Source organism: Lelliottia sp. RD5 (assembly GCF_056032945.1).
This window is the reverse complement of sequence record NZ_JBVYHQ010000003.1, coordinates 529,306-541,668: the sequence shown is the minus strand read 5'-3', so window position 1 is coordinate 541,668 and position 12,363 is coordinate 529,306. Positions and strand designations below refer to the sequence as shown.

Sequence of the window (12,363 nt, the reverse complement as noted above, 5' to 3'; positions counted from 1 at the left end):
AGTCATTTTGTTTCTTTACACAAATAACGTAATCCACATTGAGCCGCGAGGTGCGCTATGACTGCAACAGCAGCAACGGCATCGCAAAATAAATCGCTCGAGTGGATGAACCGCCTGCGTGCGAACCCTAAAATCCCATTGATCGTGGCTGGCGCCGCGGCTATTGCGATTCTCGTTGCGATGGTCTTGTGGGCGAAAAGCCCCGACTACCGCACCTTGTATAGCAACGTGTCCGATCAGGATGGCGGGGCTATCGTCACGCAGCTAACCCAATTGAATATTCCTTATCGTTTCGCTGATAACGGCGGCGCGATTGAAGTCCCAGCGGACAAAGTTCACGAACTGCGTTTACGTCTTGCCCAGCAAGGCCTGCCGAAAGGCGGTGCGGTCGGGTTTGAACTGCTGGATCAGGAAAAGTTCGGTATCAGCCAGTTTAGCGAGCAGATCAACTACCAGCGTGCGCTGGAAGGTGAACTGGCGCGCACCATTGAAACGTTGGGTCCGGTTAAAACCGCTCGCGTCCATTTGGCGATGCCAAAACCGTCTCTCTTCGTGCGCGAGCAGAAGAATCCATCCGCATCGGTGACCGTTACTCTCGAACCGGGCCGCGCGTTGGATGAAGGGCAAATCAGCGCGGTGACCCACCTGGTCTCCAGCGCCGTTGCCGGTTTACCGACAGGCAACGTGACCGTCGTCGACCAGAGCGGTCATCTGCTGACGCAATCCAACACCAGCAGTCGCGACCTCAACGACGCGCAGCTCAAATATGCCAACGATGTCGAAGGCCGCATTCAGCGCCGCATCGAAGCGATCCTTGGCCCTATCGTGGGCAGCGGCAACATTCATGCGCAGGTTACCGCGCAAATCAACTTTGACAATAAAGAGCAGACGGAAGAGCAGTACAGCCCGAACGGCGATGCCGCTCAGGCCGTGATGCGTTCACGTCAGTTGAACACCACCGAACAGATTGGCGGCCAGAATCCTGGCGGCGTGCCGGGCGCACTCTCTAATCAGCCTGCGCCGGCCAACAACGCACCGATCTCGACACCGCCTGCTAACCCGCAGAACGGACAACAAAACGGTCAGCAGAATAATCAGCAACAGCAGACTACGTCGACGGCAGCCAACGCGGGCCCACGCAATAGCAGCCGTAACGAAACGACTAACTACGAAGTTGACCGTACGATTCGCCACACCAAGATGAACGTTGGCGATGTCCAGCGCCTGTCGGTAGCGGTCGTCGTGAACTATAAAACGCTGCCGGACGGTAAGCCTCTGCCGCTGACCACCGATCAGATGAAACAAATTGAAGACCTGACCCGCGAAGCGATGGGCTTTACCGAAAAACGCGGTGACTCACTTAACGTCGTGAACTCGCCGTTCACTGCGACCGACGAGACCGGTGGTGAACTGCCGTTCTGGCAACAGCAGTCGTTTATCGAACAGATGATGTCCGCTGGCCGCTGGCTGCTGGTTCTGATTGTGGCATGGCTGCTGTGGCGTAAAGCGATTCGTCCGCAGCTCACCCGTCGCGCTGAGGAAGCCAAAGCCGCGCAAGAAAGAATGAATGCGCGTCAGGATATAGAAGAAGCCGTGGAAGTTCGCCTGAGTAAAGACGAACAGACGCAGCAACGCCGTGTGAATCAGCGCCTGGGCGCTGAGGTGATGAGCCAGCGCATTCGCGAAATGTCAGACAACGATCCGCGCGTCGTCGCGCTGGTCATCCGCCAGTGGATGAGTAACGACCATGAGTAATACTACGCTTTCAGGAACAGATAAAAGCGTCATCCTGCTGATGACCATCGGTGAAGATCGTGCGGCAGAGGTGTTTAAACACCTCTCCGACCGCGAAGTCCAGACGCTGAGCCAGGCCATGGCGAACGTGCGTCAGATTTCGAATTCACAGTTGACCGACGTACTGGCCGAGTTTGAGCGTGAAGCTGAGCAGTTTGCGGCGCTTAACGTCAATGCCAACGAATACCTGCGTACGGTTCTGGTGAAAGCCCTAGGCGAAGAGCGTGCTTCCAGCCTGCTGGAGGATATTCTCGAAACGCGCGATACCGCCAGCGGTATCGAAACGCTTAACTTTATGGAACCGCAGAGTGCCGCCGACCTTATTCGCGACGAGCACCCGCAGATCATCGCCACCATCCTTGTGCACCTCAAACGTGCGCAGGCGGCCGATATTCTGGCGCTGTTCGACGAACGTCTGCGTCACGATGTGATGCTGCGTATCGCCACCTTCGGTGGTGTCCAGCCAGCGGCGCTGGCGGAGCTGACCGAAGTGCTCAACAGCCTGCTCGATGGTCAAAACCTCAAGCGCAGCAAAATGGGCGGCGTGAGAACGGCGGCAGAAATTATCAACCTGATGAAAACGCAGCAGGAAGAGGCGGTTATGTCCGCTGTTCGCGAATTCGACGGCGAGCTGGCACAGAAAATTATCGACGAGATGTTCCTGTTCGAAAACCTGGTCGAAGTCGACGATCGCAGCGTCCAGCGCCTGCTTCAGGAAGTGGACTCCGAATCCCTGCTTATCGCGCTCAAAGGTGCCGAGCAGCCGTTGCGCGAGAAATTCCTGCGCAACATGTCTCAGCGTGCGGCGGATATCCTGCGCGACGACCTTGCCAACCGTGGCCCGGTTCGTCTGTCTCAGGTGGAAAACGAACAGAAAGCGATTCTGCTTATTGTTCGTCGTCTGGCAGAGACCGGCGAGATGGTGATTGGCGGCGGAGACGACGCATATGTCTAATGAGCTGCCGTGGAAGCGCTGGACGCCAGACGACCTTACGCCTCCTGTCACAGAATTTATGCCTGCGATGGTCGCTCTGAGCGACGAAGACAGTGACGCTGAAGAACAACCGGAGCTGACGGAAGAAGAGCAACGCGTTCAGATGCTGGCACAACTGCAAATGCAAGCGCATGAGCAGGGTTACACCTCAGGTATGAATGAAGGCCGCCAGAAAGGACACGAGCAAGGTTATCAGGAAGGCCTGGCAAAAGGCCTTGAACAAGGTCTGGAGCAGTCGCGTCAGCAGCAAGCGCCGATCAACGCCCGCATGCAGCAATTAGTCAGTGAATTTCAAAATACCCTGGACGCGCTGGATAGCGTCATTGCCTCGCGTCTGATGCAAATGGCGCTGGAAGCTGCGCGTCAGGTGATTGGTCATACGCCTCCGGTAGACAATTCGTCGCTGATCAAACAGATTCAGGGATTACTCCAGCAGGAACCGTTATTCAGCGGTAAACCTCAGCTGCGCGTTCATCCCGACGATTTACAGCGCGTCGAAGAGATGCTTGGCGCCACGCTTAGCCTGCACGGCTGGCGTCTGCGTGGCGATCCGGCGTTACATCATGGCGGTTGTAAAGTCTCTGCCGATGAAGGCGATCTGGATGCGAGCGTGGCGACGCGCTGGCAGGAACTGTGCCGTCTGGCTGCACCGGGAGTGATCTGATGACAGCCCGACTCACGCGTTGGTTGAACACGCTCGATAACTTCGAAACGAAAATGGCGCAGCTGCCTTCCGTGCGTCGTTATGGTCGTCTGACCCGCGCAACCGGCCTGGTGCTGGAAGCCACAGGCTTGCAGCTCCCCCTCGGTGCAACCTGCGTGATTGAGCGTCAGGATGGTAACGACACGCAAGAAGTCGAAAGTGAAGTCGTGGGCTTTAACGGCCAACGCCTGTTTTTAATGCCGCTGGAAGAAGTCGAAGGCATTTTGCCCGGCGCGCGCGTTTACGCCAAAAATAATTCCGGTGACGGGCTGCACAGCGGCAAGCAATTGCCACTCGGTCCGGCGCTGTTAGGCCGTGTACTGGATGGCGCAGGCAAACCGCTTGATGGCCTGCCCTCCCCTGATACCACCGAAACCGGCGCGCTGATCACCCAGCCCGTTAACCCGCTGCAACGTACGGCAATCGAACATGTGCTTGATACGGGCGTTCGTCCGATCAACGCCCTGCTGACCGTGGGTCGTGGGCAGCGTATGGGTCTGTTTGCCGGGTCGGGTGTCGGTAAATCCGTCCTCCTCGGCATGATGGCGCGTTACACCCAGGCGGACGTGATCGTCGTGGGCCTGATTGGCGAACGTGGTCGCGAAGTTAAAGACTTTATCGAGAACATTCTCGGTGCGGAAGGCCGCGCGCGTTCCGTGGTGATCGCCGCGCCAGCGGACGTTTCTCCGCTGCTGCGTATGCAGGGCGCGGCGTACGCCACACGCATTGCAGAAGATTTCCGCGATCGCGGTCAACACGTGCTGCTGATTATGGATTCCCTGACGCGTTATGCGATGGCTCAGCGTGAAATTGCGCTCGCCATCGGTGAACCACCGGCGACCAAAGGCTATCCGCCGTCAGTCTTTGCCAAACTTCCGGCGCTGGTTGAGCGTGCGGGTAACGGGATTACCGGTGGCGGTTCCGTGACCGCGTTTTATACGGTACTGACCGAAGGCGATGACCAGCAGGACCCGATTGCTGACTCCGCGCGCGCCATTCTTGACGGCCACATTGTGCTGTCGCGTCGACTCGCGGAAGCCGGTCACTATCCGGCGATTGATATTGAAGCCTCAATCAGCCGTGCCATGACCTCGCTTATTTCTGAAAAGCATTACGCCCGCGTGCGTAACTTTAAACAACTCCTTTCAAGCTTCCAGCGTAACCGAGACCTGGTGAGCGTGGGCGCGTATGCCAAAGGCAGCGATCCGATGCTCGACAAGGCCATTGCCGTTTGGCCGCAGCTGGAAGCTTTCTTGCAACAAGGTATTTTTGAACGTGCCGACTGGGAAGACTCAACGCAAGCGTTAGAGCTTATTTTCCCGCAGGTGTAATAAAGGTGGAGGGCGGAGATTATGGCGCAACATGGCGCATTAGCTACGCTGAAAGATCTGGCTGAAAAAGAAGTGGACGATGCCGCATTACAACTTGGTGCGATGCGGCGGGGCTGTCAGCAGGCCGAAGAACAGTTATCGATGCTGATCGATTATCAGCACGAATACCGTACCAACCTGAATACCGATATGACACAGGGCATTGGCAGTCAGCGCTGGATTAACTATCAACAGTTTATTCTGACGCTGGAAAAAGCGATTGAACAGCATCGCCAACAGCTTACCCAGTGGAACCAAAAAGTGGAAAAGGCGCTAGATTTCTGGCGCGAGAAGAAGCAGCGGCTTCAGGCCTGGACAACGTTACAGGACCGACAGAGCGCCGCGACACTGCTTGCCGAGAACCGGCTCGATCAGAAAAAAATGGATGAGTTTGCCCAGCGCGCATCAATGAGGAAATCTGAATGATCACACTGCAACAACTGCTGATGACCGACAGCGACCTGCCTGGCGGTACGCAGACGGGTAAAGGCGCGGATGGCGCGCAAGATTTTCTCTCTCTGCTGGCAGGTGCATTAACCGACGCCGCAGGTCAGGGAAAAGACGCGCCGCTGACGTTGGCCGATCTTAAAGCGGCTGGCGGCAAACTGTCGAAAGCGGCCTTATTACAGGACGGCGATAGCGCCATCCCGAGCAAACTCGCCTCTCTGCTGGCGCGTCAGGATCTGTTCAAAACCGACGAAGCGGCGCAAGCAGCCACGGCAGAAACGACTCTCCAGAGTCTGGTTTCCGGCCTGTTGCCTGCGACGCACAGCGATGCGTTGAAAACGCTTGTGGCTGACGCACAAAAAGAAGACAGCAAAAGCGATCTGAGCGAAGAAGATTTGGCCGGGTTAAGCGCGTTAATGGCGATGCTTCCGCATCAGCAAACCGCGACTGCGCGGGCTACGCCAGCTAACGACGTGAACGCGGTTACCACGCAGGCAGCACTCTCACAGCCAGGCGTTGGCCGTCAGGCTGCACTGAATGATGACGGGTCTACCCTCGGCAAAACCAAAGCGCAGTCCACTGATGTGGATAGCAAACTGCCCGCCAGCGCGCAGTTGACGCCGGTTGCCGCCGCCGCGGCTGAAAAGCATGAAGCCGCGAGTGCGTTCTCGTCCGCGTCACCTTCTGCATCTCTCGCACCGATCATGGCAAACGTCACAGCGCCCCCGGCCGCCACGAATGTCGCATCCGCGCCATTACTGAGCCAGCCGCTGGGCACGCACGAGTGGCAACAGGCGATCAGCCAACACGTGACGCTGTTCACTAAGCAGGGACAGCAGAGCGCAGAGCTGCGTTTACATCCTGAAGATTTGGGTCAAGTTCAAATCTCTATTAAAATGGATGATAACCAGGCTCAATTGCAGATGATTTCTGCCAACGGTCACGTGCGCTCTGCACTGGAAGCGGCACTCCCAATGCTGCGCACGCAGCTTGCAGAAAACGGTATTCAGTTATCGCAAAGCACCATCAGCAGTGACAGCTCTGCGAACCAGCAGCAGTCGTCTTTCCAGCAGCAACAGCATGCTTCTCGTTCCGGCCAACAGGGCGAAATGGGCGATGAAAATGATGAATTGCTGATCACGCCTGCGGCATTACAGTCTGCAGCTCGCGGAAATGGCGCGGTAGACATCTTTGCCTAAACGCCAGAGGTAACGTGATTATCTTCGTTTGTTCCACGCTTTGACCAAAGCAGAACACGGGATAATCACTCTATTAGCTGTACCGAAACAGGAAGCACGTAACCGATGACTGACTCCGCAATCACCAAAAAAGGCAAGCGTTCCATTTGGATCCCGCTGCTGGTGTTGATTACGCTCGCCGCATGCGCCACTGCTGGCTATAGTTACTGGCGGTCGCAGCAAGCGCCGTCAGCCACTGCTAAAGCAGAACCCCCACCGCCTCCGGCCCCGGTCTTTTTCCCAATGGATACGTTTACCGTTAACCTCGGTGACGCGGATCGCGTGCTTTATATCGGCATTACATTGCGTTTGAAAGACGAAGCAACGCGCACTCGTCTGAGTGACTATTTACCCGAAGTCCGTAGCCGCCTGCTGCTGCTGTTCTCTCGTCAGGACGCCACTGGGCTGTCAACTGATGACGGTAAGCAGAAGCTGGTCGAGGCCATCAAGCAAACGCTGGCACCGCCACTGGTAACCGGTCAACCTAAGCAGGAAGTCACTGACGTTCTGTACACAGCTTTCATCCTGCGGTAGAGACATGGGCGATAGTATTCTTTCTCAAGCGGAAATCGATGCGCTGCTTAACGGCGACAGCGAGAAGAGCGATGATCCAAAACCGGGTCTGGGCGGCGAGCCTGAAATTCGTCCCTACGATCCCAATACCCAGCGTCGCGTGGTGCGCGAGCGCCTTCAGGCGCTGGAGATCATCAACGAACGTTTTGCACGACAGTTCCGTATGGGCCTGTTCAACCTGCTGCGTCGTAGTCCGGACATTACAGTCGGTGCGATCCGCATTCAGCCGTATCATGAGTTTGCCCGCAACCTGCCGGTGCCAACTAACCTTAACCTGATCCATCTGAAACCGCTGCGTGGCACTGGCCTGTTCGTGTTTTCTCCGAGCCTGGTGTTTATCGCGGTCGATAACTTGTTTGGTGGCGACGGTCGCTTCCCGACGAAGGTGGAAGGACGCGAATTTACGCATACTGAACAGCGCGTGATCAACCGCATGCTGAAGCTGGCGCTTGAGTCGTACAGCGACGCATGGAAAGCGATCAACCCGCTGGAAGTGGAGTATGTGCGTTCCGAGATGCAGGTAAAATTCACCAACATCACGACGTCACCGAATGACATCGTGGTGAACACACCTTTCCACGTTGAGATTGGTAACCTGACCGGCGAATTTAATATTTGTCTGCCGTTCAGCATGATCGAACCTCTGCGTGAAGTGCTGGTTAACCCGCCGCTGGAAAACTCCCGCAACGAAGATCAGAACTGGCGTGAGAATCTGGTCCGTCAGGTTCAGCACTCGCAGCTGGAACTGGTGGCAAGCTTTGCGGATATTCCGCTACGGTTATCTCAGATACTGAAATTACAACCGGGCGATGTTCTGCCGATAGAAAAACCTGACCGTATTATTGCCCATGTGGATGACGTACCTGTATTGACCAGCCAGTACGGCACCGTAAACGGTCAATACGCGCTACGTGTTGAGCACTTGATCAATCCGATATTGAATTCGCTGAATGAGGAACAGCCCAAATGAGTGATATGAACAATCCGTCCGATGCAAACAGCGGAGCGCTGGACGATCTGTGGGCTGATGCATTGAACGAGCAACAGGCACCCGCGAGCAAAAGCGCTGCGGATGCGGTGTTCCAGCAGTTAGGCGGCGGTGACGTGAGCGGTACCCTGCAGGATATCGATTTGATTATGGATATCCCGGTCAAGCTGACTGTTGAGCTGGGTCGGACGCGTATGACCATCAAAGAGTTGCTGCGCCTGACGCAGGGCTCCGTTGTCGCACTTGATGGCCTGGCGGGTGAACCGCTGGACATCCTGATCAACGGCTATTTGATTGCTCAGGGCGAAGTTGTGGTTGTGGCTGATAAATACGGTGTTCGTATCACTGACATCATCACCCCTTCCGAACGTATGCGTCGTCTGAGCCGTTAAGTATGAAAACCCAGGCAATTGTCTCACAGCCCTCTGCGGTTCCAGGCTCACCGCTGCTTCAGGTAAGCGGTGCGCTGTTGGGTATTATTGCCTTTATTTTGATTATGGCGTGGCTCGCGAAACGCTTTGGTCTGGCGGGTAAAACCGCCAACACGCGCGGCTTGAAAGTGAGTGCCAGCACCTCGCTCGGCCCACGCGAGCGCGTGATTATTGTCGACGTTGAAGATGCGCGCCTGGTGCTTGGCGTCACCGCATCACACATCAATGTGCTTCATAAACTGCCTCCTGCGCCCGTTGCGGGCGAGGATACCGCAGAGAATCCAGCGGATTTTCAGTCCGTGTTAAAGAGTTTGCTTAAGCGTTCCGGGAGATCGTGATGCGCCGTTTGTTGTCCCTTACGCTTGTAGGCCTCGCCCTGTTTGCTCCCGCCGTCTATGCGCAATTGCCAGGCCTGATTTCCACTCCGATGGCTGGAGGAGGACAAAGCTGGTCTTTGCCGGTGCAGACGCTGGTCTTTATCACCTCTCTGACGTTTATCCCGGCTGTTTTGCTGATGATGACCAGCTTTACGCGCATCATTATCGTCTTTGGTTTACTGCGAAACGCGCTGGGTACACCGTCCGCACCGCCTAACCAGGTGTTGCTCGGTTTAGCGCTGTTCCTGACTTTCTTTATTATGTCGCCGGTCATCGATAAAATTTATGCCGACGCCTATCAGCCGTTCAGTGAAGATAAAATTTCCATGCAGGTGGCGCTGGAAAAGGGCGCGCAACCGCTGCGTGAATTTATGCTGCGTCAGACGCGTGAAGCGGATCTCGCCCTGTTTGCTCGTCTGGCTAACGAGGGACCGATTCAGGGGCCTGAAGCTGTGCCAATGCGCATTTTGCTGCCGGCCTACGTCACCAGTGAGCTGAAAACGGCCTTCCAGATTGGTTTTACGATCTTTATCCCGTTCCTGATTATCGACCTGGTGATCGCCAGCGTGCTGATGGCGTTAGGTATGATGATGGTGCCCCCTGCCACCATTGCCCTGCCCTTTAAGATTATGCTTTTCGTACTGGTAGACGGCTGGCAATTGCTTGTCGGGTCGCTGGCGCAAAGTTTCTACAGTTGAGGAGCGCGCAATGACACCCGAATCGGTCATGATGATGGGCACGGAAGCGATGAAAGTCGCCATTTCCGTTGCCGCTCCCTTACTGTTAGTGGCCCTGGTTACCGGTCTTGTGATCAGTATTTTGCAAGCCGCTACTCAGATTAACGAAATGACGCTGTCGTTCATTCCTAAAATCATCGCTGTGTTCGTGACCATAATTGTTGCCGGACCGTGGATGCTCAATCTGTTGCTCGATTACATGCGCAACCTGTTTACCAATCTGCCGTACATCATCGGCTGATTATCTGAATGCTACATTTCACCAGCGATCAATTCATGGAGTGGCTTGGCCTCTATTTTTGGCCACTACTGCGTGTAATGGCGTTGATCATGACGGCGCCCATACTGAGCGAAAAATCGATTCCTAAACGGGTCAAAATTGGCCTGGGGATGTTGATTACGTTCGTGATAGCGCCGACGTTGCCACCGGTGAATATCCCTATTTTCTCCCCGCAAGCAGTCTGGCTTGCGCTTCAGCAGGTGCTGATCGGCGTGGCGATTGGTTTCACCATGCAGCTCGCCTTTGCGGCGATTCGTACCGCGGGTGAACTTATCGGCCTGCAGATGGGGTTGTCATTCGCCACCTTCTTTGACCCTGGCAGCCACCTCAATATGCCCGTGCTGGCTCGCGTGATTGATATGCTGGCTATGCTGCTGTTTCTGACATTCAATGGTCACCTGTGGCTGATTTCGATGCTGGTGGACACATTCCATACCTTGCCCATCGGCGGCAATCCGGTGAACAGTAACGCGTTTCTGGCACTGACCCGTGCCGCAGGGCTGATTTTCATTAATGGACTGATGCTGGCGTTGCCGGTCATCACCCTCCTGCTGACCGTGAACCTGTCTCTGGGCTTGCTGAACCGAATGGCACCGCAGCTCTCCGTATTTGTCATCGGCTTCCCCATCACCCTGACGGTCGGTTTGATCTTGATGGGGCTATTAATGCCGCTGATTGCACCTTTCTGCGAGCATTTATTTAGCGAAATATTCAATCTCTTATCCGATATTGTTCGTGAGCTACCCCGAAATATTAACCCCTGATGTTTATATTGTCTCTCTGAGGATATTCCTAAAATAAAAGCTGAAAAACATCTACCAGGATATATCTGGTGCGGTTTATTTGTTTTTATGCCCTTCACAATACTTAATATTTACTTTACTTTAAGATGATTCCTGGCAAATTATACGTAACTTTACGGGATAGTGAGTTCGCCTGAAAGTCTTTGTATTGCTCACAGGTTTAATACCTTTTTTATCCATCCCGTATGGCTGTTTTGAGCTCTCAGGCAGATGGTGAATTATCGTTACGCATTGAGTGAGGGTATGCCATGTCAACGATCATTATGGATTTATGCAGTTACACCCGGCTAGGGCTAACCGGGTATCTTGCAAGTAGAGGGGTCAAAAAACGAGACGTCAATGATGTACATGATGTTGACGAACTTGCAGCCGCTTGTGAAGCTTACAAGCCAGGCGTGGTGTTTATTAATGAGGACTGTTTCATTCACGATCCAGCCAACAGTCAGCACATTAAGCAAATCATTAATCAGCATCCTAAAACCCTGTTTATTGTTTTTATGGCAATTGCGAATATCCATTTCGATGAATATTTGTTAGTGCGTAAAAACTTATTGATCAGTTCGAAGTCGATTAAACCCGAGTCACTGGATGACATTTTGGGTGATTATTTAAATAAAGAAGCGAAGAGTGTAGGAGAATTTAACTTACCCACGTTATCATTAAGCCGTACTGAATCGAGTATGTTGCGAATGTGGATGGCAGGGCAAGGGACAATTCAGATTTCCGACCAGATGAATATCAAAGCAAAAACCGTTTCCTCACATAAGGGAAATATTAAAAGGAAAATTAAAACGCATAATAAACAAGTTATCTATCATGTTGTTCGTCTGACGGATAATGTGACAAATGGCATTTTCGTGAACATGCGTTAATCTTTTTATTCTCCTCTGCACCCCATCAATCTCTGGCCTCGCCAGAGATTTTTCGTTCGATGAAGTGAGTCGGGTAAGCAGCATCTCACCCGACACGCCGCTACTCAGCGAGTTCGACAAAGATCCCGTCGGAATGCCCCATCTCGTTAAAGAACCAGATCCCCAGCGGATAATCTTCCAGTGACACCAGGTACATCACGCCTTCACTAAATTGTTCCACTGCCAGCACTACGCCCGGACGGCGCGGTCCACCGTCTGTCTTTACGGTTACCCGATCGTTGACCTTCATAAAATCCTCCTGTGGTTTTGAGCCAGTGTAGAACAATTCGCAACAACTGGCAGCGCCTGCCTGAATGATTGCCGCTTTTGTGGGCAGTCTATACTTAACGCTGAATCCGGTGAAATGAGGTATGCGTGATGAAAACCGCAAAAGAGTACAGCGAGACCGCCAAGCGAGAAGTGAACGTGGATGTCGATGCCCTGCTGGCCGCCATCAATGAGATCAGTGAAAGCGAAGTGCGGCGCACGGAAGATGACCCCACCCGCGTGGTCGTCAATGGGCATGACTACCACACCTACCGCGAACTGGCTGAGGCGTTTGAGTTAGATATCCATGATTTTAGCGTGACGGAAGTGAATCGCTGAGGCGAAAAAAATCCCGGTCATGGGGATGACCGGGATGAACTTGCTTATGCAAGAAGCACTTGTAAATTCGTTACACCAGGAAATCTGATGTGGGATTTACCTTATCCCCAA

The 12,363-nt window shown here is 54.0% G+C and carries 16 protein-coding genes; 15 read left to right on the top strand and 1 reads right to left on the bottom strand.

Going from position 1 to position 12,363, the window contains the following annotated elements:
• Positions 1-57 precede the first annotated feature (57 nt).
• The 14 genes from fliF (at position 58) to rcsA (ending at position 11,607) form a co-directional block, all read left to right on the top strand.
• A complete protein-coding gene (fliF, locus tag AC0LWE_RS13475) occupies positions 58-1,755 on the top strand; it encodes a flagellar basal-body MS-ring/collar protein FliF (protein WP_202667581.1) in 1,698 nt (565 codons plus the stop codon).
• Complete coding sequence (gene fliG, locus AC0LWE_RS13470; RefSeq protein ID WP_059179622.1) at positions 1,748-2,749, top strand: flagellar motor switch protein FliG; 1,002 nt, start codon at positions 1,748-1,750, stop codon at positions 2,747-2,749. Before fliF ends, fliG begins: the two co-directional genes overlap by 8 nt.
• Positions 2,742-3,452 carry a flagellar assembly protein FliH gene (gene fliH / locus AC0LWE_RS13465; RefSeq protein ID WP_202693065.1) on the top strand — a complete coding sequence of 237 codons (711 nt, stop codon included), beginning with the start codon at positions 2,742-2,744 and terminating at the stop codon, positions 3,450-3,452. The genes fliG and fliH overlap by 8 nt, the downstream gene beginning before the upstream one ends.
• On the top strand, positions 3,452-4,822 hold the full coding sequence (gene fliI / locus AC0LWE_RS13460; RefSeq protein WP_059179620.1) for a flagellar protein export ATPase FliI: 1,371 nt from the start codon (positions 3,452-3,454) through the stop codon (positions 4,820-4,822). Before fliH ends, fliI begins: the two co-directional genes overlap by 1 nt.
• A gap of 21 nt (positions 4,823-4,843) precedes the next feature.
• A complete protein-coding gene (fliJ, locus tag AC0LWE_RS13455) occupies positions 4,844-5,287 on the top strand; it encodes a flagellar export protein FliJ (RefSeq protein WP_059179619.1) in 444 nt (147 codons plus the stop codon).
• Positions 5,284-6,507, top strand: coding sequence for a flagellar hook length control protein FliK (gene fliK / locus AC0LWE_RS13450; RefSeq protein ID WP_219347618.1), 1,224 nt, complete (start codon positions 5,284-5,286; stop codon positions 6,505-6,507). The genes fliJ and fliK overlap by 4 nt, the downstream gene beginning before the upstream one ends.
• A gap of 105 nt (positions 6,508-6,612) precedes the next feature.
• The gene (gene fliL / locus AC0LWE_RS13445; RefSeq protein WP_015959537.1) at positions 6,613-7,080 is read left to right on the top strand and encodes a flagellar basal body-associated protein FliL; all 468 of its coding nucleotides are present in this window, start codon (positions 6,613-6,615) and stop codon (positions 7,078-7,080) included.
• Positions 7,081-7,084: 4 nt separating this feature from the next.
• Entirely contained in the window at positions 7,085-8,089 is a 1,005-nt protein-coding gene (gene fliM, locus AC0LWE_RS13440; protein ID WP_059179617.1) for a flagellar motor switch protein FliM, read from the top strand.
• Entirely contained in the window at positions 8,086-8,499 is a 414-nt protein-coding gene (gene fliN, locus AC0LWE_RS13435; protein ID WP_015959539.1) for a flagellar motor switch protein FliN, read from the top strand. Before fliM ends, fliN begins: the two co-directional genes overlap by 4 nt.
• A 2-nt stretch (positions 8,500-8,501) precedes the next feature.
• A complete protein-coding gene (fliO, locus tag AC0LWE_RS13430; protein ID WP_059179615.1) occupies positions 8,502-8,876 on the top strand; it encodes a flagellar biosynthetic protein FliO in 375 nt (124 codons plus the stop codon).
• Positions 8,876-9,613: a flagellar type III secretion system pore protein FliP gene (fliP, locus tag AC0LWE_RS13425; RefSeq protein WP_204771397.1), complete on the top strand. Its 738-nt coding sequence runs from the start codon at positions 8,876-8,878 to the stop codon at positions 9,611-9,613. The genes fliO and fliP overlap by 1 nt, the downstream gene beginning before the upstream one ends.
• 10 nt (positions 9,614-9,623) lie before the next feature.
• Positions 9,624-9,893 carry a flagellar biosynthesis protein FliQ gene (fliQ, locus tag AC0LWE_RS13420; RefSeq protein ID WP_015959542.1) on the top strand — a complete coding sequence of 90 codons (270 nt, stop codon included), beginning with the start codon at positions 9,624-9,626 and terminating at the stop codon, positions 9,891-9,893.
• 8 nt (positions 9,894-9,901) lie between these two features.
• Complete coding sequence (fliR, locus tag AC0LWE_RS13415; RefSeq protein ID WP_059179613.1) at positions 9,902-10,696, top strand: flagellar biosynthetic protein FliR; 795 nt, start codon at positions 9,902-9,904, stop codon at positions 10,694-10,696.
• A gap of 287 nt (positions 10,697-10,983) precedes the next feature.
• The gene (rcsA, locus tag AC0LWE_RS13410; RefSeq protein ID WP_015959544.1) at positions 10,984-11,607 is read left to right on the top strand and encodes a transcriptional regulator RcsA; all 624 of its coding nucleotides are present in this window, start codon (positions 10,984-10,986) and stop codon (positions 11,605-11,607) included.
• Between the two features lie 100 nt (positions 11,608-11,707).
• On the opposite strand, the gene dsrB is transcribed toward rcsA, so the two are convergent.
• The gene (gene dsrB, locus AC0LWE_RS13405) at positions 11,708-11,896 is read right to left on the bottom strand and encodes a protein DsrB (RefSeq protein ID WP_015959545.1); all 189 of its coding nucleotides are present in this window, start codon (positions 11,894-11,896) and stop codon (positions 11,708-11,710) included.
• Positions 11,897-12,024: 128 nt separating this feature from the next.
• On the opposite strand from dsrB, the gene yodD reads away from it, so the two are divergent.
• Entirely contained in the window at positions 12,025-12,252 is a 228-nt protein-coding gene (gene yodD / locus AC0LWE_RS13400) for a YodD family peroxide/acid resistance protein (protein WP_015959546.1), read from the top strand.
• Positions 12,253-12,363: the final 111 nt, after the last annotated feature.

Bases quoted from the DNA above. Each gene is read 5' to 3' on its own strand.
- fliN (WP_015959539.1), top strand. From the start codon at position 8,086: ATGAGTGATATGAACAATCCGTCCGATGCAAACAGCGGAGCGCTGGAC.
- fliK (WP_219347618.1), top strand. From the start codon at position 5,284: ATGATCACACTGCAACAACTGCTGATGACCGACAGCGACCTGCCTGGC.
- fliP (WP_204771397.1), top strand. From the start codon at position 8,876: ATGCGCCGTTTGTTGTCCCTTACGCTTGTAGGCCTCGCCCTGTTTGCT.
- fliO (WP_059179615.1), top strand. From the start codon at position 8,502: ATGAAAACCCAGGCAATTGTCTCACAGCCCTCTGCGGTTCCAGGCTCA.
- fliR (WP_059179613.1), top strand. From the start codon at position 9,902: ATGCTACATTTCACCAGCGATCAATTCATGGAGTGGCTTGGCCTCTAT.
- fliG (WP_059179622.1), top strand. From the start codon at position 1,748: ATGAGTAATACTACGCTTTCAGGAACAGATAAAAGCGTCATCCTGCTG.
- rcsA (WP_015959544.1), top strand. From the start codon at position 10,984: ATGTCAACGATCATTATGGATTTATGCAGTTACACCCGGCTAGGGCTA.
- fliF (WP_202667581.1), top strand. From the start codon at position 58: ATGACTGCAACAGCAGCAACGGCATCGCAAAATAAATCGCTCGAGTGG.
- fliM (WP_059179617.1), top strand. From the start codon at position 7,085: ATGGGCGATAGTATTCTTTCTCAAGCGGAAATCGATGCGCTGCTTAAC.
- fliI (WP_059179620.1), top strand. From the start codon at position 3,452: ATGACAGCCCGACTCACGCGTTGGTTGAACACGCTCGATAACTTCGAA.
- dsrB (WP_015959545.1), bottom strand. From the start codon at position 11,896: ATGAAGGTCAACGATCGGGTAACCGTAAAGACAGACGGTGGACCGCGC.
- fliH (WP_202693065.1), top strand. From the start codon at position 2,742: ATGTCTAATGAGCTGCCGTGGAAGCGCTGGACGCCAGACGACCTTACG.
- fliJ (WP_059179619.1), top strand. From the start codon at position 4,844: ATGGCGCAACATGGCGCATTAGCTACGCTGAAAGATCTGGCTGAAAAA.
- fliQ (WP_015959542.1), top strand. From the start codon at position 9,624: ATGACACCCGAATCGGTCATGATGATGGGCACGGAAGCGATGAAAGTC.
- fliL (WP_015959537.1), top strand. From the start codon at position 6,613: ATGACTGACTCCGCAATCACCAAAAAAGGCAAGCGTTCCATTTGGATC.
- yodD (WP_015959546.1), top strand. From the start codon at position 12,025: ATGAAAACCGCAAAAGAGTACAGCGAGACCGCCAAGCGAGAAGTGAAC.